Source organism: Frateuria sp. (assembly GCF_035943815.1).
In the GTDB taxonomy this organism is placed as follows: Bacteria; Pseudomonadota; Gammaproteobacteria; order Xanthomonadales; family Rhodanobacteraceae; genus Frateuria_A.
On record NZ_DASZBU010000014.1, the window covers coordinates 254,819 to 276,259 of the forward strand.

Genomic DNA, 21,441 nt, shown 5'->3' on the forward strand with positions numbered 1-21,441 from the left:
GCGGTGACCAAAGGTGTGCGTGGTCGGCGTGCAAGCGGGCGACGCCGATGCAATGGCCCGCTAGTTCGGGAACTCGTTGCCCACGCCGAGTCTCTCCCCGACGGTGGAAGGGCCGGGGGCGTGCCATCGGGGCGTTCAGAACAGGTCGACGCTGCCGGTGCTCACCGCCTCCGCCGCCAAGTCGCCACGCGCGACCAGCTGCTCGTAGCCGTAGGTGCGGTTGCGACCGTGTTCCTTGGCGTAATAGAGCGCCTTGTCCGCACGGTCGATCACCGATTCGGGATAGTCGCCCGCTGCCGCCAGCGCATAGCCCACGCTCACGGTCACGCGGCCTACCTGCGGGAGCACGCAGTTGGCCACGCGCTCGCGGAAGCGCTCCAGGGCACCGCGCACTTCCGCCTCGTCGTGCCCGCTGAGCAGCACCACGAACTCTTCGCCGCCGAAGCGGAACAGCACGTCGTCCTGGCGGAAGCAGGTGCGCATCTGCTGCGCCAGCAGCAGGATCACTTCGTCGCCGTAGATATGGCCGTAGGTGTCGTTGATGCGCTTGAAATGGTCGATGTCGAAGATCGCCAGCCACACCGCCGGGGTACCAGGGCCCGGCGCGCGGCGTTCCTGCGGCCGGCGCGCGACGGCGACCGGTCGGAACATCCGTTGCAGGTGCCGCTCGAAGGTGCGCCGGTTGTACAGGCCGGTCAGTTTGTCGCGCTCGCTCTCGTTGAGCAGGGTTATGTAGTTGGCGTAGATCCGCGCGAAGCCCTCCGCCAGCGCGCGCGCGCCGTCAAGCGTGGAGTGGCTCTCCAGCTGCAGCGCCCCCAGCGCGCGGCCTTCGTGCAGGATCGGCACGTACAGCCGATGGCAGCTGTCCTCGCCGGCCACGACGTGACTGCGCTGGCTGTCCATGCAGTGCCAGACCGGCTGCAGCGAAGGGTCCCGTTCGTCCGGGTCGCACGCGCCGACGGCGAACTCGCCGGTCGCGTCGGCGACGCAGCGCACCAGGCTTTCCAGCCGGCGGCCATCCGCCGCACGCTTGCACAGCAGCACCTCGCGCGCTGGCGCCAGCTCCGCCAGCGACAACGCCAGGCTGTGGTCGAGCGCATCGATGTCGCGGTGGTGGGTGAAGGAAGCGACCGAATCGAGCAGCCGGGCGTGTGCCTGCAACGGGACCGGCCGCGGCAGCAGGGAGGCCACCGGCAGCGCCCGTGCCAGGCCGCTCGCTTCTTGCATTCCAACCTCGTATGCCACGGACATGCCGTCTCCCGGCGCAGCCCGCCGGCGTGCGGCGGATCGCCGGTTGTATCGGCCGGCGGGTGTGGACACTTGAGCTTGCCCGCGCCCGCTGCCCGGACCGGCCCGTTTGCACGCGCTTGACGGCGCCTGCGCAAGGCTGGTGCACCCATCCGATGGAGCCTGTCATGCCCAACAACCCCCAGCATCCGGAGCCGCCGATCGCGCAGCCCGGCAAAATGCGGCCCGACGAGGAGATCCGCAGCCCTGGCAGCGCCAACCCTGCACGCGACGCCGACAGCGATCCCCTGGGCAGCCCGCTGGAACGGGACGATCCGCTGGAGCCGCCGCCGCTGTAATAGGAGTCCCTCCAGGGACGCCCCCGGTACGGCCGGAGAGCAGGCAGCGTGCGGGGCGTCAGCCATCGCCGCGGGCCGCCGGGCTAAACTCCCGCGCATGGCTCCTCCTTCCCGCAAGCGCCAGCGCCGCACGCAACCGCCGGCGGCCAGGCCGCGCACCTCCTCGGCCCCTGCAACGCCGGTCCGGCCGGCGGACAGTTCCACCCGCGCCACCCGCGTGCTCGACGCACTGCTGCGCCCGCTGCCGCCCCGCTGGCGCGAAAGGGCGACCGACTATCTCGTGCTCACCCGCATGGATCGCCCGATCGGCGCGCTGCTGCTGCTGTGGCCGACCTGGTGGGCGCTGTGGCTGGCCGCGGGCGACTTTCCGCCCTGGGGCGCGCTGGTGATCTTCACGCTGGGCGTGTTCGCCATGCGCTCGGCCGGCTGTGCAATCAACGACTACGCCGATCGCAAGCTCGATCCGCAGGTGGCACGCACCGCGGGGCGGCCGATCGCCAGCGGCAGGGTGAGCCCGCGCGAGGCGCTGGTCGTGTTCGGCGCGTTGCTGGCCTTCGCCTTCGTGCTGGTGCTGTTCACCAACGTGCTGACGATCAGGCTGTCCTTCGCCGGCGCCGCACTGGCGGCGGTCTATCCGTTCACCAAGCGTTGGACCTACCTGCCGCAGGTGGTGCTGGGCGCGGCGTTCGGTTGGGCCATCCCGATGGCCTTCGCCGCGGTGTCGAGCACCGTGCCGCCACTCGGATGGCTGCTGTTCCTGGGCAACATCCTGTGGTCGGTGATCTACGACACCGAGTACGCGATGGTCGACCGCGACGACGACCTAAAGGCCGGAGCCAAGTCCACCGCGATCCTGTTCGGCGATGCCGACGTGCCGATCCTCGGGATGCTGATCGGCACCTTCCTGCTGGCCATGCTGTTCGTGGGCCAGCGCGCCGCGCTGGGCTGGCCTTACTGGCTGGCCCTGCTTGCCGCCGCGGGCCTGTTCGGCTGGCAGCTGTGGCTGGTCCGCCGCCGCGACCGCGACGCCTGCCTGGCCGCTTTCCGCCACAACAACTGGGTGGGACTCACGCTGTGGGTGGGCATCGTGCTGGCGCTGGCGGTGAAATAGGCCCTGAGCAGCCATCCAGCCGCGGGTGCCCAGGGCGGGGATCGCCGGCGGGCGCGATCGGGCCGCCGCTGGCGAAGATCTCGGTGACCGCGGTGGCGACCACTCGTCGGCGTCAGTGGGCTTCCTGGGAGGAAATAGACGACCGCCACGCGATGAGGACGCCTGGGCTCGCCGGTGCGTGAGAGCGGCCAGCACCACCAGCACCCGGCAGATGGCCGCTAGCCCGATCGACCCGGTGTGGGCGCCCGCGCCAGCGCCCACACGTCCACGCGCTGCGCTCCGGCGCGCTTCAGCGCGCGGACGCATTCGGCCAGGGTGGCACCGGTGGTCATGACGTCGTCGAGGACGGCCACGTGGGAGGGCAACGCGTGCCCGGTGCGCACGGCGAAGGCGCCGCGCACGTTGCGCCGGCGCGCGGCCGCATCCAGTTCACTCTGCGCCGCGGTGGCGCGGGCACGCACCAGCAGGCCGTACCGCACCCGCACGCCGAGACTGCGGCCAAGCGGCCGAGCCAGCTCCAGCGCCTGGTTGTAGCCGCGCTGGCGCAGGCGGGCACGGTGCAGCGGTACCGGCAGGATCAGCGCAGGCTGCTCGGCCGGCGACGGCAGACGGCGCCACAGTTCGGCCAGCGCGCGACCGGCCGCCAGGTCGCGGCCGAACTTGAAGCGCGCCTCCAGCCGGTCCAGCGGCCAGCCATAGCGGAACGGTGCCCAGGCCGCGTCCCACGGCGGCGGCCTGCGCTGGCAGGCGCCGCACAGGGCGGCAGGGCTCGCCAGCGGCAGTGCACAGCGCGCGCAGCAGCGGGTATTGCGGGGAAGCTCGGCGGCGCATGCCGCACACAGGTCCAGCCTGTCCGCACCAGCGTCCCCGCAGAGCAGGCAGCGCCATGGCAGCAGCCAGCGGTTCAACCGGCGCCATGCCTGCAGTGGCGCATCCATGCGCATCGGTGATCACTCCCCGGGTTTGTAGAGGGCCGCGTCGAGGATCGACCACAGATGGATGAGCCACCCCATCCAAACGATCCACAAAGCGATCGCCAGCACGAACATCAGGATCGCCTTGAGCAGCCGCCCCTGCACCAGCTGGCCCAATCCCGGGATGAAGAAGCTGCACACCGCGGCGATCACGTTGCCGGTGCTGCCCTGCCCTGCGCTCATCGTGGCTCTCCGCTGGAAGTGGTCCGCGTGATGGTAGCGGACGGCACGGGCTCCGCCCCGTCAACCAGAATCGCATGCCGTTCGGTTGACACACCCCGGAGGCGCTTCCACACTGTCCCATTCCCCGCGGAGTTCCTGCATGAGCGCCTCTCCCATCCGCCACGACTGGACGCGTGCGGAGGTCGCCGCGCTGTTCGCACTGCCGTTCAACGACCTGTTGCATCGCGCGCACACGGTGCACCGCGCGCACCACGACCCGAACGCAGTCCAGGTGTCCACACTGCTTTCGATCAAGACCGGCGGCTGTCCGGAGGATTGCGCCTACTGCCCACAAGCGCAGCGCTACCAGACCGGCGTGAAGGCCGAAAAGCTGATGAGCGTGGAAGCCGTGCTCGAACGCGCGCGGGCCGCGCGCGACGCCGGCGCCAGCCGCTTCTGCATGGGCGCGGCCTGGCGCAACCCGAAGGACCGCGACGTGGCCAAAGTGGCGCAGATCGTCAGCGCGGTGAAGGCGCTGGGCCTGGAGACCTGCGCCACGCTGGGCATGCTGACCGGCGAACAGGCAGGCACTCTCAAGCAGGCGGGGCTGGACTACTACAACCACAATCTCGACAGCGCGCCGGAGTTCTACGGACAGATCATCCACACGCGCGAGTACCAGGACCGGCTGGACACGCTCGGCCACGTGCGCGAGGCGGGCCTGAAGACCTGTTGCGGCGGCATCGTAGGCATGGGCGAGTCCCGCGAGCAGCGCGCCGGCCTGCTGCAGGCGCTGGCCAACCTGCCCGAGCATCCGCAGTCGGTGCCGATCAACCGGCTGGTGCAGGTCGAGGGCACGCCGCTGCACGGCACGGCCGCGCTGGACCCGTTCGAGTTCGTGCGCACCATCGCCGTGGCGCGCATCCTGGTGCCCGCCTCGATGGTGCGCCTGTCCGCCGGCCGCCAGCAGATGGACGAAGCGGTGCAGGCCTTGTGCTTCCACGCCGGCGCCAATTCGATCTTCTACGGCGAGAAGCTGCTGACGACCGGCAATCCCGACGTCGACGCAGACCGGGCCCTGTTCGCGCGGCTGGACCTGCATCCGCTGGAGATCGTCGAGCATTCGGGCACGGTGCACGCCGACATCTGCGAACCTGCCTGATGCCATATCCATTCCCTCTCCTCCCGTCAGCGGGGGAGGGCCGGTAGAGGGGGAGGCTTTTGGCCCACTCATGACCACCGAAAAAGCAAAAGCTTCCCTTTCCCCAGCCCTTCCTCCCGGCGCCGCCGTGGGGGAGGGAGTCGCGCGTGCCAGCCTGCTGCAACGCCTGGCCATCCAGACGTCCGAACGCGCGCACGCCGATCTGCTGCGACGCACCCGCACCGTCGCCCACGCCGAGGGCCCCTGGCTGGAGATCGGCGACCGCCGCCTGATCTGCTTCTGCTCCAATGACTACCTGGACCTGGCACGGCACCCTCAGCTGATCGCTGCCTTCAAGCGCGTGGCCGACGACGAAGGCGTGGGCAGCACTGCCGCGCACCTGGTCTGCGGCCACCGCCGCGAGCACGCGCAACTGGAGGAAGCGCTGGCCGAGTGGACCGGGCGCGAACGAGCGCTGCTGTTCTCCACCGGCTACATGGCCAACCTGGGCGTGATGCAGGCGCTGCTGAGCCGCGGCGACCTGTGCGTGCAGGACAAGCTCAACCACGCCTGCCTGCTCGATGGCTCCGCGCTCGCCGGTGCCACGCTGCGCCGCTATCCGCATGGCGATGCGGCGGCGGCCGCACGCCAGCTCGCCGGCGACCCGCAGGCGGCCGCGCTGCTGGCCACCGACGGCGTGTTCAGTATGGACGGCGACCGCGCGCCGCTGCGCGAACTGGCGGCGCTGTGCCGGCGCGCCGGCGCCACACTGATGGTCGACGATGCGCATGGCCTGGGCGTGCTCGGCCCCGAAGGCGCCGGCAGCGTCGCCGAGGCTGGCCTGGGGATGCGCGAGGTGCCGGTGCTGATGGCCACACTGGGCAAGGCGCTGGGCACACATGGCGCCTTCGTCACCGGACCGGCGCCGCTCATCGAGGGCCTGATCCAGTTCGCACGCACCTACGTCTACACCACCGCGATGCCGCCCGCGCTGGCCGCCGCTGCGCTCGCGGCAGTTCGGCTGGCGCGCACGGACGGCTGGCGGCGCGACCGGCTCGCCGCACTGATCGCCCGCTTCCGCGACGGCGCCACGCAGCTGGGCCTGCCACTGGCCGCCTCGGACACGCCGATCCAGCCCCTGCTGCTGGGTGATGCCGCTTCCGCGCTGGCCGCAGCAAAGGCGTTGGAGGCGCGCGGCCTGCTGGTCGGCGCGATCCGACCGCCCACCGTGCCGGCCGGCCAGGCGCGCCTGCGCATCACGCTGAGCGCCGCGCACGAGGAGGAGCACGTCGACCGCCTGCTCGACGCACTGGCGGCGCTGCCGCGGGCCATCGGCGACCGGCCGGTATAATCGCCGGCTCACCGTCGCCGTCTCCCATGATCGTCAACGTCGCCGCCTACCGTTTCGTTCCGCTCGCGGACCTGTCCGCGCTGCGTGGGGTCCTGCAAGCGCGCGCCGAGGCGCTGGCGCTCAAGGGCACCATCCTGCTCGCACCCGAGGGCATCAACCTGTTCCTCGCCGGTAGGCGCGAGAGCGTGGACGGGTTCCTCGACTGGCTGCGCGAGGATGCGCGCTTCGCCCACCTGCCGGTGAAGGAATCGCTCTCCGAAACGGTGCCCTTCGGCCGCCTGCGCGTGCGAATCAAGCGCGAGATCATCACCTTGCGCGCGCCGGTGGCGCCACACCAAGGGCGCGCACCCGCGGTGGATCCCGCCACGCTCAAGCGCTGGCTCGACCAGGGCCGTGACGACGCCGGCCGCGAGGTGCTGCTGCTGGACACGCGCAACGCCTACGAAACCGATGTCGGCCGCTTCACCGGCGCCATCGACTACCGCATCGCGAGCTTCACCGCCCTGCCCGGCGCTGTGCTGGCCGATCGCGAACGCTACCTAAGCAAGACCGTGGTCTCGTATTGCACCGGCGGCATCCGTTGCGAGAAAGCCGCGCTGCACCTGTCCGCGCTGGGCGTGGGCGAGGTGTTCCAGCTCGAGGGCGGCATCCTGAAGTACCTGGAAGAGACGGACGGCAGCCACTGGGAAGGCGGTTGCTTCGTGTTCGACGGGCGCGGCGCGGTCGACAAGGACCTGCAGCCCACTGCACTGCCTGCAGTGAAAACCGAGAGCGCCGCATGACCCTGCACATCGACCCGCTCGGCCACGGCCCGCAGCCGCTGGTGCTGATCCACGGCTGGGCCATGCACGGCGGCATCTTCGCGCCGTTGATCGAGGCACTGGCCGACCGCTGCACGCTCTACGTCGTCGACCTGCCCGGCCACGGTCATTCGCGCCATTGCGGGCTGCCGCTGGAGCCGCACGCCATTGCCCGGGCGATCGCCGCGGCCACGCCGCCGGCGCCTTGGCTGGGCTGGTCGCTGGGCGGCCTGGTCGCGCTCACCGGCGCGCTGGACGATCCCACCCACGTGCGCGGCCTGGCGATGCTCTGCGCCACGCCGAAGTTCGTGCGCGACGAAAGCTGGCCGCACGGCAGCGACGCCGCCCTGGTGCACCAGCTGGCGCTGGACCTGGAAACCGGCTACCACGCCACCATCGAGCGCTTCCTGGCGCTGGAGGCGATGGGCAGCGCCGATCCAAAGGCCGAGCTGCGCCGCCTGCGCGCGGAAGTGTTCGAACGCGGCGAGCCGGGATTGCGCGTGCTGCAGGAAGGCATCGGCCTGCTCGAGCGCAGCGACCTGCGCGACCGCCTGGCCCGGCTGCAGGTGCCCAGCGTATGGATCGCCGGGCGTCGCGACCGGCTGGTGCCGCCCACGGCCATGGCCTGGTCGGCTGCGCAGTGCGGCGGCCGCTTCGTGGAAGTACCGCATGCCGGCCACGCCCCCTTCATCGGCCACGCAGACGCCGTCACCGCGGCGCTCGAGCCCCTGTTCACGGAAACCCCGGCATGAGCGCGTTCCATCTCGACCGCAGCCGCGTGCGCCGCAACTTCGCCCGCGCAGCCGCCAGCTACGAGCAACACGACGCGTTGCAGCGCGAAGTCCAGGCCGACCTGCTCGGCCGTCTGGACTTCTATCTGCAGGCGCCCGAGCGCGTGCTCGACGTCGGCGCCGGCACCGGCCGCGGCACGGCACTCCTCAAGAGGCGTTACCCGAAGGCGCAGGTCATCGCGGTCGACATGGCCCAGCCGATGCTGCACGCGGCGCGCCGGCACCAGGGCCTGCTGCGCCCGTTCCAGCGCGTCTGCGGCGACGCCACCGCCCTGCCGCTGCCCGACCGCAGCGTCGACGTGCTGCACTCGAACCTGTGCTTCCAGTGGATCGACGATCTGCCGGCGCTGTTCGGCGAATGCGTGCGCGTGCTCAGGCCCGGCGGCCTGCTGGCCTTCTCCAGCTTCGGCCCGGACACGCTCAAGGAACTGCGCGCGGCGTGGGCGTCGGTGGACGAGCACTCCCACGTCAGCCGCTTCCTGGACATGCACGACGTGGGCGACGCGATGATCAACGCCGGCCTGCGCGACCCGGTGCTGGACGTGGCCCGCTACACGCTCACCTACAGCGAGCCGCGCGCGCTGCTGAAGGAATTGAAGGGCCTGGGCGCCACCCACGCCGACCGCGCGCGCGAGCGCCACCTCACCGGCAAGTCGCACTACCGCGCCATGCTCGCCGCCTACGAGGCGATGCGCGTGGACGGGCGCATCCCGGCCACCTGGGAAGTGGTCACCGCGCACGCCTGGGGCCCGCCGCCCGGCCAGGCCCGGCGCACGCCCGAAGGCGAGATCGCCACATTCTCGCTGTCGAGCCTGCGCGGCTCGCGGCGTCGCTAGGCATCTTCGTCCGCCAGCGGTGTCCGTTGAATAAGGCATTGCGCTGAAGCGTGCGCGGCCGTCGGCGAAGCGTTGTGCTGGTGCGCGATAAGCGCAATCTTCACCCGCACCGGCCTAGTCTGGGCGACCTCATCACTTCCAAGGGCACCGCGATGGGGCTCCAAGGCAAGGTCGCGCTGGTTACCGGCGCCGCGCAGGGCATCGGCCGCGCCATCGCGCTGCGGCTGGCGCAGGAAGGTGCGGCGGTGGCAGTCGAAGATCGCGCCGCCAACGACCGCGCCGAAGGCACGCTCAAGGAGGTGGAAGCCGCCGGTTGCGACCGCGCGGTGCTGATCGCCGGCGACGTCGGCAAGGTGGAGGACGACCAGCGCGTGATCGCCGAGACGGTCGAGCGCCTGGGCCGCATCGACATCCTGGTCAACAACGCCGGGGTGGAGCGGCGGGCCGATTTCATCGACGCCACCGAGGCCGACTACGACCTGGTGATGCATGTCAATCTCAAGGGCCCCTATTTCCTCACCCAAGCCTTCGCCCGCCACGTGCGTGACCGCGGCAACGGCGGCCGCATCGTCAACATCAGCTCGGTGCACGAGGAGCTGCCCTTCCCGCACTTCGCCAGCTACTGCGCCAGCAAGGGCGGCCTGAAGATGCTGATGCGCAACCTGTCGGTGGAACTGGCCCCGCTGGGCATCACGGTCAACAACATCGCCCCCGGAGCGATCAAGACGCCTATCAACGCGCACCTCATGGGCGACCCGGCGCTGATGCAGGCGCTGCTCAAGAACATTCCGCTCAAGCGGCTGGGCTCGCCCGAGGACGTGGCCGGCGCGGTTGCCTTCCTCGCCGGCGACGATGCCGCGTACATGACCGGAAGCACGCTCTACGTCGACGGCGGCCTGCTGTGGAACTACACCGAGCAATGAGCGGCGAGGCCAAGCGTCGCAACGAGGAGAAGGCCGCCAGCGTCCCCCGGGCCGACACCCTCACGCCAGCCGACCGCTACCAGGAGCTGTTCGTCGCGGTGCAGATGGGCGGCGTGTTCGCCGACAGCAAGACCTTCGTCGACTGCGTGCCGCGCGGCGACCCCGAACGGATCCTGGAGGACTACCGCAACCGTTGCGACGGAGACGATTTCGATCTCGCGCAGTTCGTGCATGAACACTTCGACCCACCCAAGATACACACCAGCCACTATGTGTCGCCGCCGGGCCAGTCGCTCAAGGATCACATCGACAGCCTGTGGGACGTGCTGACCCGGCAACCGCACCAGCATCCGCCCAACGCCTCGATCCTTCCGCTGCCCAACGACTACGTGGTGCCGGGCGGCCGTTTCGGCGAGCTGTATTACTGGGATTCCTACTTCACGATGCTGGGGCTGGCCGAGAGCGGCCGAGGCGACCTGCTCGCGTCGATGGCGAACAACTTCGCCTACCTGATCGACACCTACGGCCACGTGCCCAACGGCAACCGCACCTACTACCTGAGCCGCTCGCAGCCGCCGGTGTTCGCGCTGATGGTGGAGCTGTTCGAGGCGCACGGCGTGTGCCAGGCAGTCGAGTACCTGCCGCGCCTGCGCAAGGAATACAACTACTGGATGGCCGGTGCCGAGGAACTCCGCCCCGGCGACACGCGCCGCCATTGCGTCTGCCTGGACGACGGCAGCGTGCTCAACCGCTATTGGGACGACCGCGATTCGCCGCGCGAGGAAGCCTACCGCGAGGACGTGCTGACCGCGCGCCAGTCCAAGCGTCCCGCCCACCAGGTCTATCGCGAATTGCGCGCGGGTGCGGCATCGGGCTGGGACTTCAGTTCCCGCTGGTGCGACGGCGGCGAGCTTTCCACCATCCGCACCACGTCAATCCTGCCGGTGGATCTCAACAGTTTCCTCTACAAGCTGGAGCGGCAGATCCGCCTGCTCAACCACGCCATCGGCCAGCGCAAGCAAGCGGAGAAATTCCAGCAGCGCGCGGAGGCGCGCAAGGCCACGATCGAACGGCTGTTCTGGAACGAGAAGGCCGGCGCCTACCTCGACTACGACTGGCAGCGGAACGAGCCGCGCGAGTCCCTCAATACCGCGGCCGCAGTACCGCTGTTCGTGGGCCTGGCCAGCGCCGGGCAGGCTCGGCGCACGGCCCAGGCGCTGAAGGACCGCCTGCTGCGCGACGGCGGCCTGGGCACCAGCGAGTTCGAGAGCGGCCAACAGTGGGACCGGCCCAACGGCTGGGCGCCTCTGCACTGGATGGCCATCCGCGGCTTGCGCAACTACGACATTGCGCTCGCCGATGACATCGCCTGCCGCTGGCTGAAGACCGTCGGCAGCTTGTACAAGCAGCAGAGCAAGCTGGTGGAGAAATATGTGATCACCCACGACGGCGACAACGCCGAGGGCGGTGGCGGCGGCGAGTACCCTTTGCAGGACGGTTTCGGTTGGACCAACGGCGTGACGCGCCGGCTGCTGCACGAGGATCCGCGGCACGAGGCGAACCAGGCCAAGGCGGCGAGCCGCAAGTAACGCCTTGCGCCGGCCCGCTAAAGGCCCAGCTTGCGCATCAGCAACTTTGCGTCGAACGGCGCATGCACCTTGGCGTCGTTATCGAAGTAACAGTAGACGTCGCGGTTGGCGCGCCGCCGCGGCGCTACCGCGCTGGCGCGCACCGCATCCGGCGGCTCGCCGCCCTGCGACCAGGCGCGGATACGCGCGGCCCAGCGCTCCAGCGCCTCGTCGCTGTAGCCGCTGGTGTAGAGCTTCTGGTCCCCGTGCAGGCGCAGGTAGACGAAGTCGGCGGTGACGTCCTCCAGGTACGGCCAGCGGCCGGCGGTGTCGGCCACCACCAGCGCCACGCCATGACGACGCAGCAGGGCGATGAAGGCTTCGCAGGCGAAGCTTTCGTGGCGGATCTCCAACGCGTGGCGCAGGCGTCGACGGCGATCGGGATTGACGCTCGCGCCGTGCTTGAGCCGGTCGTCGTGTTGCCGCGCCAGCACGGCGGCCTGGTTCGTGTCGCGCGGCAGCGCGGCGAGGAAGGCGTCGAACAGCGGCTCGTCGAATCGCTGGCTGGGCGGGCATTGCCACAGGATCGGTCCGAGCTTCGGGCCCAGCTCGAACACGCCGGAGGCGAGGAAGTTCGCCAGCGGGCCGTCGATGTCGCGCAGCCGCTTGATGTGGGTGATGAAGCGCGGCCCCTTCACCGCGAACACGAAGCCACGCGGCGTGGCGGCGTTCCAGCAGGCGTAGCTCGAGGGGCGCTGCAGGCTGTAGAAGGAGCCGTTCAGCTCGATGCTTGCCACCTGGCGCGAGGCGTACTCGAGCTCGGCGCGCTGCGGCAGGTCCTTCGGATAGAACACGCCGCGCCAGGGCGCATAGCGCCAGCCAGAAATGCCGATACGCAGTCTTGCCATCGCGTCCTACCGCATGACGGACCGACGGCGATGCAAGCGCATGCGTGGTGAGCGCGTGGTGATGCACCGGTCGCCGCGTCGCGCGGAGATTGGCCGCGGATGGCATGGCCCCTCCCGCCAGGCGAGCGGGAGAGGCCTTGGGTGTTGCGTCCCGGGTGCTGGCAGTGCCAGCGCTCTAGAACAGGTACTTGGCGGTGGCGCCTACGCCCCAGTCCGGGCTGCCGTTGGCCAGACCACCCATCACGTAGCTTTGCAGCCGCCAGTTGTCGCCGATCTTGTGGTTCCAGTAGGCGGTCAGCTCGCTCTGGGCAGCGCCGCCTTCGGCGATCTTCTCGCGATAGTAGTAATAGGCGCCGACATCGTCCGCCTGGCCGACCTTGAAGCCCGCGCCGACGTTCGCGTTGAATCCGTTCTTGAGCCTGATGTACTGGGAGCTGCCGTACTTCATCCAGCCCACGCCACCGAAGACGGTCCAGTCGCCACTGACCTTGTATGCGTCCAGCGCAAGGCCGTAGTCGTTCTTGCCGGTGCCCAGGCCCTTGTTCTCGTCGGCGGTGCCGAACTTGATCTTCCCGGTGAGGTCCAGGCCGGCGCTGTGGTCGGCGCTGGAGAGCAGCTCGTAACCGGCCGACGCGACGATGTCGCCCAGGCCCGAGGCCGAACCGGTGCCGACGGCGGCGCCGCCGTTGCCGCCATTGCCGCCCGCACCGCGGCCACGGCCGTGCGGATTGCCGTTGCTGACGGCGCCGGTACCCGGGATGACGTCGCCGGAGCCGCTGATGCTGATGTAGGGCACGGTCAGCTTGAGCGTCCAGCGGTCGTCCTGCCATCCGGCGGTGACGGGAACCGACCAGATGTCGGTGGAGGTGTCTGTACCGTACTTGCCGGTGCTGTAGTTGGCGCCCGCGCCGACGCTGAAGCGGCCATCGTCGGCATGGGCGGCGGTGGCGCCGAACAGCAGCAGGCCCAGGCCCACCGCGCAAAAGGTGCTACGCATGCAATGTCTTTCCTGTGTGTCGTGGGAATCGCGGCGCCGACGGCTGCCGGCGCCGCAGGAGAAAATCAGCCGCCTGGACGACCGGCGCGGTCCGGGCGATCGGGGCGATCGGGGCGTTCCGGACGGCTCGGGCGCTCGGGACGCTCCGGCCGGTCGACGCGGGCGACATGCTGGGCGGCCGACGGATGGTCGACCACATGGCCCTGGGCGAACGTCACCCGCTCCACCTTGACCGCGGCATGAGTGGCGGCGTTGGGCGAGCGCATCACGTCGCCGAGCTTGACGCCCATGCCATTGGCGATCTGGCCCCAGCCTTCGCCGGCGGCGCGTTCGGCGAGCACGCCCTTGAGGTCGACGGTGGTGCCGTCCTGCAGCGTGAGCGTGCCGCCGTTGAGCGCAGCGGCGATTTCGGCGGCGGTGGGATCGGTGATGCCGGCGCCGGCAAGGCTCGCCTCGGCAAGCGACAGTGCGATCTTCACGTTGCCGTAGCCCAGCGCGCCGGTGACCGGCTGGAAGGTGGTCTGGGTAGTCGTCTTGGTGCCGTCGGTCGCGGTGGTGGTCTGCTCCAGCGTGATTTCGCTGCCGCTGCGCAGGCCGTTGACCAGCGCGTGCGCGTTGGTGTCGGAGCCGGCGAACGCATCGAACTGGCTGGCCAGCTGCTGCGCCGCACGAGTGTCGCTGGCGGGTGTGGTCTGTGCCATCGCCGGAGTGAGGGCAAGCGCCGCGAGCAAGGCCGCGGTAAGGATGGGAAGCGTGAAGGCACGTGCGTTCATGGCACTCTCCAGTGAGTGGACGATCCGATCGCCGGAGGCAACCTCCTGCCTGTTGCGGTGATCGGGACGGCGCATCCTTCGCTTCGTCAGGCACGCACGCAAGGGTTGCGGCAGGCCATCGTTCAGCGCCGTTTAACGGCATCCTCACGGCATGTGACGGCCGTCACGACAGGAATGGCGAGTGCGTTCGATTGATTCGAAAGTTATCGCGACGGCTCGGACGTCTACGACGATGCCGTGCCGAGCTGTCCGTGGCGGAAACAGCCGGTGAGGTGGTCGTCGACCATCCCTGTCGCCTGCATGAAGGCGTAGCAGATGGTGCTGCCGACGAAGCGGAAGCCGCGCTTCTTCATCGCCTTGCTCATGCGATCGGAGAGCGGCGTCGTGGCCGGCACCTCGCTGCGATCGCGCCAGCGGTTGCGGACCGGCTCGCCGTCGACGAACGACCACAGATAGTCATCCAGGCTGCCGTGCGCACCGATGACCGCGAGCGCGGCGCGGGCGTTGTCGCGGGCCGCGCGCACCTTCAGGCGGTTGCGGATGATGCCGGGATCGGCCAGCACTTTGCCCAGCTCGCGCTCGCCCATGCGCGCGACGCGTTCGATGTCGAAGCCATGGAACAGCTCGCGGTAGCGCTCACGCTTGGCCAGCACCGTGCGCCAGGACAGGCCGGCCTGCGCGCCTTCCAGGCAGAGGAACTCGAACAGCGCGCGGTCCTCGTGCAGCGGCACGCCCCATTCGGTGTCGTGGTAGGCGCCAAGCAGGTCGTCGGTGGCCCAGGGGCAACGTTGCATGGAGGTTCCTCGCCGGAAGCGGCGGCCACTGTAGCGCAGCGCGCGGCGTACACTCGCTCCTTTTCCCGTGCCCTGCCCATGTCGAACGCTTCACCCCTGCGCGGCGCGCTGGCTGCCCTCTCCGCCACGATCCTGATCTGGGCCTACAGCTGGGTGGTGATGAAGCAGGCGCTGACCTGGGCCGGGCCGTTCGACTTTGCGGCGCTGCGCTACCTGTTCGGCGCCGTGGTGCTGTTCGGCGCGCTGCTGCTCGGCCGGCAGTCGCTCAGGCCGCCGCCGTTGCTGCCCACGGCGCTGATCGGCCTGTGCCAGACCGCGGCCTTCCAGGGGCTGGAACAGTGGGCGCTGGTCGGAGGCGGTGCCGGGCATGTGGCCTTGCTCGCCTACAGCATGCCGTTCTGGGCGGTGCTGCTGGCCTGGCCGCTGCTGGCCGAACGGCCGACCGGACGGCACTGGCTGGGCCTGGCGCTGGCGGCAGCGGGACTGGTGTGCATCCTCGAACCTTGCCGGGGCCTGGGCAGCCCGCTCAGCACGGTGCTGGCGCTGGCCGGCGGCGTGGGCTGGGCCGCCGGCACCGTGCTCAGCAAGCGACTGTTCCGGCGACATGCGGTGTCGCCGCTCTCGCTGACGAGCTGGCAGATGCTGATCGGCGCACTGGCGCTGGGCGCGGTCGCGCTGCTGGTGCCGCAGCGCCCGGTCGACTGGAACTGGCGCTTCGCCGGCGTACTGGTCTACAGCGCCGTGATGGCCTCCAGCGTAGCCTGGGGACTGTGGCTGGTGGTACTCAAGCGGCTGCCCACCACCATCGCCAGCGTGTCCAGCCTGGGCGTGCCGGTGGTCAGCGTGCTGCTGGCGTGGCTGATCCTGGGCGAGCAGCCGAGCGCGGCCGACGGCGCCGGCATCGTGCTGGTGCTGCTGGGCCTGGCGGCGGTGACCGGCGCGCTGAAACGGCCGGGAAAGGTGCGCCGGGCAGGCTAGGCTGCCGCCTTCGCCATTGCGGTTTCGTCTATGCACGTGTGGTCCGACCTCGTCACCTGGTTCAGTCAGCATGCGGTGGTGCCGCTGCTGGCCTGGCTGCATATCGAAAAGCTTGCCGGGGACCCGCGCGAGATCGCCGAGGCGGTGCTGATCGCGCTGCTGCAGGTGGCGATCATCGGCTGCGTGTTCCGCCCGCTGGAGACGCTGGCGCCGGCCGAGCGCTGGACCGACCGCAGGCTGACGCGCGTCGATCGCCAGTACACGCTGCTGATGCTGCTGGGCATCTTCCCGCTGTTCTCCTACCTGGTGCTGACGCCGATCAGCAACTATTTCGGTGGCGCGGACGAGGGCGGCAGCAGCGACTCGCTGCTGGGCATCACGCACTGGTGGCCCGGGCTGGAGCATCACCCGCTGGCGCTGTTCCTGGTCTACTACGTGATCTATGACCTGGTGTACTACCTGATGCACCGGGTGCAGCACGCGATCCCGTGGTGGTGGGCACTGCACAGCATGCACCACAGCCAGCGCCAGATGAGTTGCTGGACGAACGACCGCGGCAGCCTGGTGGACGGTTTCCTGCAGTCGATGGTGCTGGCCGGCGTGGGCGTGCTGATCGGCGTGGCGCCGACCGACTTCGCCTGGCTGATGCTGCTGGGCGAGCTGGTGCAGAACTTCTCGCACACCAACGTGCGTTTGGGCTTCGGCCCGGTGCTGCAAAAGTGCTTCGTCGACCCGAAGTTCCACCGCCTGCACCACATGGTGGTCGACGAGGCGCGGCCGGGCCTGCACAACTGCAACTTCGGACAGGTGTTCTCGATGTGGGACGTGCTGTTCGGCACCGCGCTGTACGGTGAGCCGGTGCGCCCGACCGGCGTGGGCGACCCGCAGGTCGACGCGGACAACCGCCACGGCCTGGTCGGTCTGCACTGGGCCGCGTTCAAGCGCTTCTGGGCCACGGTGCGCACGCTGGAAGGCTGGCGTCCGGGCGAAGTGTCGTTCGATGCCGCCGGCAGGCCGGTGCGGGTGGTGCACGCGGCGCCGGTGCCCCACGCCACGGTGGCACCGGTATTGGAAGGCGCGGCCGCCGACTAGCGGCTTACCAGGGCAGCGCGTCCAGGTCGACGTTGCCGCCGGTGAGCACCACGCCGACGCGGCGGCGGGCGAAGCGCTCGCCCGCCTTGAGGATGGCCGCGAACGCGGTGGCGCTGGACACCTCCACCACCAGCTTGAGTTCCTGCCATAGGAGGCGCATCGCCGCGATGGCCTCCTCGTCGCTCACCGTGACGATCGCCACGCGATGCTCGCGCAGCGCCGCCAGGTTGGTCTCGCCGACCAGCGCACGCAGGCCGTCGCAGACGGTATCGGGCACCACGTCGGTGACCCGCTCGCCCCTGGCGAGCGAGCGGGCCGCATCGTCGGCGCCCACCGGCTCCGCTGCAAACAGCGCCAGTCCCGGGCGCTGCGCATGCGCGGCGATCGCCACGCCGGACGCCAGCCCGCCACCACCGACCGGAGTGACCACCGCATCGAGAGCGGACACCTGCGCCAGCAGTTCCAGCGCGATCGTGCCCTGGCCGGCCATCACCTGCGTGTCGGCATAGGGATGCACCAGCACCGCGCCGGTGTCCTCGATCAGCCGCGCCACGGCGGCCTCGCGCGCGGCCTGGGTCGGCGCGCAGCGGTGCAGCACCGCGCCGGCACGCTCGATCGCCTCCAGCTTCGCGCGCACGGCGCCTTCGGGCACGACCACGTGCGCACGGATGCCGCGGGTGGCTGCCGCCAGCGCCAGCGCATTGCCGTGGTTGCCGGAGGAATGCGTGGCCACGCCGCGCGCGGCGGCCGCCTCGTCCAGCGCCCACACCGCGTTGCAGGCACCGCGGAACTTGAAGGCGCCGCCGCGCTGCAGGTTCTCGCACTTGAAGAACAGCTGCGCGCCGGCCAGCGCGTCGAGTGCGTCGCTGCGCAGCACTGGCGTCACCTGCGCATGCGGTGCGATGCGCGCGGCGGCGTCCTGGATCTGGGCGAAGGTGGGCAGGACAACCTTGGTCATGGCAGATCGATCTCCACGCCGCAACGGAACGTGCGTGCGTCACCGGGTTCAAGGGCGATGGCGTCGGCGCAGTCGGGCCGGTTGAAGGCGTCGGGCAGGCTTTCCATCGGTTCCAGCGCGAGCGAGCGCCGTGCGTCGCGTTCCAGCGTATCGCCGGTATAGGCGAGCAGCACGCCGCGCTCCTGCCACACGGCGATGCCGATCCCGCTGGCCGGATCGCGCAGGCGGCTGCGCACGCGGCCATCGGCGTCCGGCCGCAGGCCGGCATAGGTGTGGTTGAGCGCCAATGCGCCGATCGGGCGGGGGCGGCGAAAATCCAGCTCCGGCGCCTGCGCCAGCGGCAGGTAGGCAGCCCCGCCGGGCAGCGGAATGAAATCCGCATCGGTGTCGATCACGGTTTCGGCCGGTATCGTCAGCTCCCAGGAAGCGAGTGGCGTCTCGCCCACGCGGAAGTACGGATGCCAGCCCACGAACGCCGGCGCGGCATCGGCGCCGACGTTGCGCAGCGTGGTCTCCAGCGTCAGCCCGTCGGTCGCCAGCGTGTAGCGCACGGCCAGGTCCAGCGTGAACGGGTAGCCCGGCTGCGGCGCGATGCTCGTGGCCAGTAGCACGCTGGCGCGCTGCGCATTGGCGCCCAGGGTGACGATGGCGAACGTCGCATCCCGCACGAAACCGTGGCGGGTGGCCCGCGCCGCGCCGGCAACGCCGGGCGCGAGGTCATGATCGACACCGCCGAAGCGATAGCGCGCGTCAGCAATGCGGTTGGCGAACGGCGCCAGCAGCGCGAAGCGTGAGCCCGGGCGCGCCTGGAGCTCGGCCGGGTCGCGGTGGCCATCGGCCAGCTCGATGCGGCGCCTGCTTGCCAGCGCCTCGATGCCCAGCACGCAGGCGCCATGCCGGGCGATGCGCACGCGGCGACCACGCGCGATGTCGTTCAATACCACCACCGGCTGCCCTTGCAGCCATTGGATGGCGACGTCGAAGGCAGCCATGGCCGATCCGGTCGCGAAAACGCCGCATGTTAGCCTGAGCCTTCCCCCTGCGGCTCCTCCCACATGATCGCGCGCGACGACACCACCCCCTCGCCCATCCGCCTGGCCGACTACCGCCCACCCGCCTGGCGGGTCGAGCGAATCGAGCTGGAATTCGACCTCGGCATCGACAGCACCGAGGTGCGTTCGCGCCTGCAGCTCGCCCGCGACCCGCAACAGCAAGCACCGCTGCGGCTGGACGGCGAAGGCCTGGAGTTGCTGGCCATCATGCTGGATGGCCGGCCGCTGCAGGAGAGCCACTACCGTTACCGCGACAACGTGCTGGAGGTGGCTGGCGCCCGCGACGGCAGCGTGCTGGAAACGCACGTGCGGGTGCACCCGGCGGCGAACACGGCGCTCGAAGGCCTGTATCTGTCTGGCTCGCGCGAGCGCGGTTTCCTGCTGACCCAGTGCGAGGCCGAGGGTTTTCGCCACATCACCTTCTTCCCCGACCGGCCGGACGTGCTGGCCCGCTACACCGTCACCTTGCGCGCCGACCGCGAACGCTTCCCGGTGCTGCTCGCCGGCGGCAATCCCGATGGCGCGGGCGAGTTGCCGGACGGGCGCCACTGGGCGCGCTTCGTCGATCCCTACCCCAAGCCCAGCTATCTGTTCGCGCTCGTCGCCGGCCGACTTTCGAAGATCGAGCGTGACTACCTCGCCGCCGACGGCCGCCAGGTGAAGCTGGTGATCTGGGCCGAGGCCGACGTGATCGACTGCTGCCAATATGCAATGGATGCGCTCGAGCGCGCCATGCGCTGGGACGAGCAGGCCTACGGGCGCAACTTCGACCTGGACGTGTTCCACGTCGTCGCCACGCACGACTTCAACATGGGCGCGATGGAGAACAAGGGCCTCAACATCTTCAACGCCAAGTACCTTCTGGCCGACCCCGATACCACCACCGACGACGAATACCGCGCGGTGGAGGCGGTGATCGGCCACGAGTACTTCCACAACTGGAGCGGCAACCGCGTCACCTGCCGCGACTGGTTCCAGCTCTCGCTCAAGGAAGGCCTCACCGTGTTCCGCGAGCAGCAGTTCTCGGCGGACATGAACTCGCCCGCGCTCAAGCGCATCGACGACGTCGCGCTGCTGCGCCGCGCGCAATTCCCCGAAGACGCCGGCCCGCTGGCCCACCCGGTACGCCCGGCCCAGTACAGCGAGATCAACAACTTCTACACCGCCACCGTCTACGAGAAAGGTTCGGAGCTGGTGCGCATGCTGGCCGGGCGGCTGGGGCAGGACGGCTTCCGCCGCGGCATGGATCTTTATTTCGCTCGCAACGACGGCCGCGCCGCCACGCTGGAGGATTTCCTCGCCGCACTGGGCGAAGCCAATGACATCGACCTCTCGCCCTACCTCGCCTGGTATGGCCAGGCCGGCACGCCACGCCTGTCCGCCGAGGGCCGCTACGACGCCGGCCAGCGCGAGTACAGGCTGACCCTGCGCCAGCACACGCCGCCCTCGCCGGGCCAGCCGGACAAGCGGCCTCTGCCGATCCCGGTCAGGCTCGCGCTGTTCGCGCCGGATGGCCGCATGCTGCCGCTGCAAGGAGGCGCCACCGAACAAGTGGTCGTGCTCGACGAGGCCGAGCAGACTTTCGTATTCGGCGGCATCGGCGAGGCACCGGTGCCCTCGCTGCTGCGCGGGTTCTCCGCGCCGGTGATTCTCGAGTGCGACTACGCGCCGGTCGCATTGGCCTTGCTGCTGACCCACGACACCGATGGCTTCAACCGCTGGGAAGCGGCCCAGCAACTGGCCTGGCGCGCCTATGCCGAGCTGCACGAGGGCAACGGCCGCGAGGCGCTGGCCGTCTGGGGCGACACGCTCGCCGGGCTGTTCGGCCAGGAGGCGCTGGATGCGGCCTTGCTCGCCGACCTGCTGACGCCGCCGGGCGAGGTGGAACTGGCCGAGCGCGAGACCAACGTCGATCCCTCGCGCATCCACGCCTTGAGGCAGACGCTGCAGCGCGAGCTGGCCGCGCGCATTGGCGCGCCGGCGCTCGGCGAGCGCTACCGTGCACTGGCCGCGCAGACCAGCAATGCGCTCGACGCGGGCAGCCAGGCACGGCGGCGGCTCATGCGCCGCGTGCTGGAGCTGCTTGCCCTGCTCGACGCACCGACGGCCCAGGCCTTGGCCGCCACGCAGTTCGATCAAGCCGCGACCATGACCGACCGCCTGTCCGCGCTGTCGGTGCTGGTACGCAGCCAAGCGCCGCAGGCGGCAGGTGCGCTGGCACGTTTCCGCGAGCGCCATGCGGGCAACGCACTGGCGCTGGACAAGTGGTTCGCGGTCCAGGCTCAGTTGCCGGGCGAACCGGCGCTGGCCCGCGTGCAGGCGCTGGAAGCCGATTCCAAGTTCACCTTGAAAAATCCCAACCGAGTGCAGGCGCTGCTGGGCACCTTCGCCCGCGGCAATCCCAGCGGCTTTCACCGCGCCGATGGTGAGGGCTATCGCCTGCTCGCCGCTCGCCTGGCCGAACTGGATGCGCTCAACCCGCAAGTGGCGGCGCGGCTGGCCACCGCCTTCAACGGCTGGCAGCGACTCGAGCCGGTGCGCCGTGAACTGGCGCGCGCGGCCGTGGCGGGGCTGGCGGAAAAGGGACTGTCGCGCAATCTTGCCGAGATCGTCGGCAACATGCTCAAGGGGTGAGCACCACCGCCG

At 70.1% G+C, this 21,441-nt stretch carries 21 protein-coding genes; 12 read left to right on the top strand and 9 right to left on the bottom strand.

From position 1 onward, the window contains the following. Positions 1–135: 135 nt before the first annotated feature. Positions 136–1,227: a GGDEF domain-containing protein gene (locus VGU65_RS10415; protein ID WP_327475425.1), complete on the bottom strand. Its 1,092-nt coding sequence runs from the start codon at positions 1,225–1,227 to the stop codon at positions 136–138. 188 nt (positions 1,228–1,415) lie between these two features. Between VGU65_RS10415 and VGU65_RS10420 the strand changes: the two genes are divergently transcribed. Next, positions 1,416–1,586 carry a hypothetical protein gene (locus VGU65_RS10420; protein WP_327475427.1) on the top strand — a complete coding sequence of 57 codons (171 nt, stop codon included), beginning with the start codon at positions 1,416–1,418 and terminating at the stop codon, positions 1,584–1,586. A 217-nt stretch (positions 1,587–1,803) separates the two neighbouring features. Continuing rightward, complete coding sequence (ubiA, locus tag VGU65_RS10425) at positions 1,804–2,697, top strand: 4-hydroxybenzoate octaprenyltransferase (protein ID WP_327475494.1); 894 nt, start codon at positions 1,804–1,806, stop codon at positions 2,695–2,697. Between the two features lie 218 nt (positions 2,698–2,915). Here ubiA and VGU65_RS10430 read toward each other — a convergent pair whose 3' ends face one another. Then, entirely contained in the window at positions 2,916–3,635 is a 720-nt protein-coding gene (locus VGU65_RS10430; protein ID WP_327475429.1) for a ComF family protein, read from the bottom strand. Positions 3,636–3,647: 12 nt separating this feature from the next. After that, complete coding sequence (locus VGU65_RS10435; RefSeq protein ID WP_327475431.1) at positions 3,648–3,854, bottom strand: hypothetical protein; 207 nt, start codon at positions 3,852–3,854, stop codon at positions 3,648–3,650. Positions 3,855–3,993: 139 nt separating this feature from the next. Between VGU65_RS10435 and bioB the strand changes: the two genes are divergently transcribed. The 7 genes from bioB (at position 3,994) to treF (ending at position 11,264) form a co-directional block, all read left to right on the top strand. Next, a complete protein-coding gene (gene bioB, locus VGU65_RS10440) occupies positions 3,994–4,995 on the top strand; it encodes a biotin synthase BioB (protein ID WP_327475433.1) in 1,002 nt (333 codons plus the stop codon). Between the two features lie 127 nt (positions 4,996–5,122). Then, on the top strand, positions 5,123–6,325 hold the full coding sequence (gene bioF, locus VGU65_RS10445; RefSeq protein WP_327475435.1) for an 8-amino-7-oxononanoate synthase: 1,203 nt from the start codon (positions 5,123–5,125) through the stop codon (positions 6,323–6,325). Positions 6,326–6,351: 26 nt separating this feature from the next. Beyond that, positions 6,352–7,107, top strand: coding sequence for a sulfurtransferase (locus VGU65_RS10450; protein WP_327475437.1), 756 nt, complete (start codon positions 6,352–6,354; stop codon positions 7,105–7,107). Further along, positions 7,104–7,877: a pimeloyl-ACP methyl ester esterase BioH gene (bioH, locus tag VGU65_RS10455; RefSeq protein WP_327475439.1), complete on the top strand. Its 774-nt coding sequence runs from the start codon at positions 7,104–7,106 to the stop codon at positions 7,875–7,877. The genes VGU65_RS10450 and bioH overlap by 4 nt, the downstream gene beginning before the upstream one ends. Next, positions 7,874–8,752 (top strand): malonyl-ACP O-methyltransferase BioC, encoded by an 879-nt coding sequence (gene bioC, locus VGU65_RS10460; protein ID WP_327475440.1) that lies wholly within the window; start codon positions 7,874–7,876, stop codon positions 8,750–8,752. The genes bioH and bioC overlap by 4 nt, the downstream gene beginning before the upstream one ends. 80 nt (positions 8,753–8,832) lie before the next feature. Continuing rightward, entirely contained in the window at positions 8,833–9,675 is an 843-nt protein-coding gene (locus VGU65_RS10465) for an SDR family NAD(P)-dependent oxidoreductase (protein ID WP_327475441.1), read from the top strand. Beyond that, the gene (treF, locus tag VGU65_RS10470; RefSeq protein WP_327475443.1) at positions 9,672–11,264 is read left to right on the top strand and encodes an alpha,alpha-trehalase TreF; all 1,593 of its coding nucleotides are present in this window, start codon (positions 9,672–9,674) and stop codon (positions 11,262–11,264) included. Before VGU65_RS10465 ends, treF begins: the two co-directional genes overlap by 4 nt. A 17-nt stretch (positions 11,265–11,281) precedes the next feature. Here treF and VGU65_RS10475 read toward each other — a convergent pair whose 3' ends face one another. From VGU65_RS10475 to VGU65_RS10490, 4 genes are all read right to left on the bottom strand, one after another. Continuing rightward, entirely contained in the window at positions 11,282–12,151 is an 870-nt protein-coding gene (locus VGU65_RS10475) for a DUF72 domain-containing protein (protein WP_327475444.1), read from the bottom strand. A gap of 175 nt (positions 12,152–12,326) precedes the next feature. Beyond that, on the bottom strand, positions 12,327–13,148 hold the full coding sequence (locus tag VGU65_RS10480) for a transporter (RefSeq protein ID WP_327475446.1): 822 nt from the start codon (positions 13,146–13,148) through the stop codon (positions 12,327–12,329). A gap of 65 nt (positions 13,149–13,213) precedes the next feature. Further along, positions 13,214–13,921: a hypothetical protein gene (locus VGU65_RS10485; RefSeq protein WP_327475447.1), complete on the bottom strand. Its 708-nt coding sequence runs from the start codon at positions 13,919–13,921 to the stop codon at positions 13,214–13,216. Between the two features lie 224 nt (positions 13,922–14,145). Beyond that, the gene (locus tag VGU65_RS10490) at positions 14,146–14,715 is read right to left on the bottom strand and encodes a DNA-3-methyladenine glycosylase I (protein WP_327475448.1); all 570 of its coding nucleotides are present in this window, start codon (positions 14,713–14,715) and stop codon (positions 14,146–14,148) included. A gap of 78 nt (positions 14,716–14,793) precedes the next feature. Between VGU65_RS10490 and VGU65_RS10495 the strand changes: the two genes are divergently transcribed. Together VGU65_RS10495 and VGU65_RS10500 are read left to right on the top strand one after the other, a co-directional pair. Then, positions 14,794–15,693 carry a DMT family transporter gene (locus VGU65_RS10495; RefSeq protein ID WP_327475450.1) on the top strand — a complete coding sequence of 300 codons (900 nt, stop codon included), beginning with the start codon at positions 14,794–14,796 and terminating at the stop codon, positions 15,691–15,693. 30 nt (positions 15,694–15,723) lie between these two features. Further along, the gene (locus VGU65_RS10500; protein ID WP_327475452.1) at positions 15,724–16,785 is read left to right on the top strand and encodes a sterol desaturase family protein; all 1,062 of its coding nucleotides are present in this window, start codon (positions 15,724–15,726) and stop codon (positions 16,783–16,785) included. Between the two features lie 4 nt (positions 16,786–16,789). On the opposite strand, the gene VGU65_RS10505 is transcribed toward VGU65_RS10500, so the two are convergent. Both VGU65_RS10505 and VGU65_RS10510 read right to left on the bottom strand, forming a co-directional pair. Next, positions 16,790–17,743 carry a pyridoxal-phosphate dependent enzyme gene (locus VGU65_RS10505; RefSeq protein WP_327475454.1) on the bottom strand — a complete coding sequence of 318 codons (954 nt, stop codon included), beginning with the start codon at positions 17,741–17,743 and terminating at the stop codon, positions 16,790–16,792. Beyond that, entirely contained in the window at positions 17,740–18,735 is a 996-nt protein-coding gene (locus VGU65_RS10510; RefSeq protein WP_327475456.1) for an aldose 1-epimerase, read from the bottom strand. Before VGU65_RS10510 ends, VGU65_RS10505 begins: the two co-directional genes overlap by 4 nt. 63 nt (positions 18,736–18,798) lie before the next feature. On the opposite strand from VGU65_RS10510, the gene pepN reads away from it, so the two are divergent. Beyond that, on the top strand, positions 18,799–21,429 hold the full coding sequence (gene pepN, locus VGU65_RS10515; RefSeq protein WP_327475458.1) for an aminopeptidase N: 2,631 nt from the start codon (positions 18,799–18,801) through the stop codon (positions 21,427–21,429). Positions 21,430–21,441 lie beyond the last annotated feature (12 nt).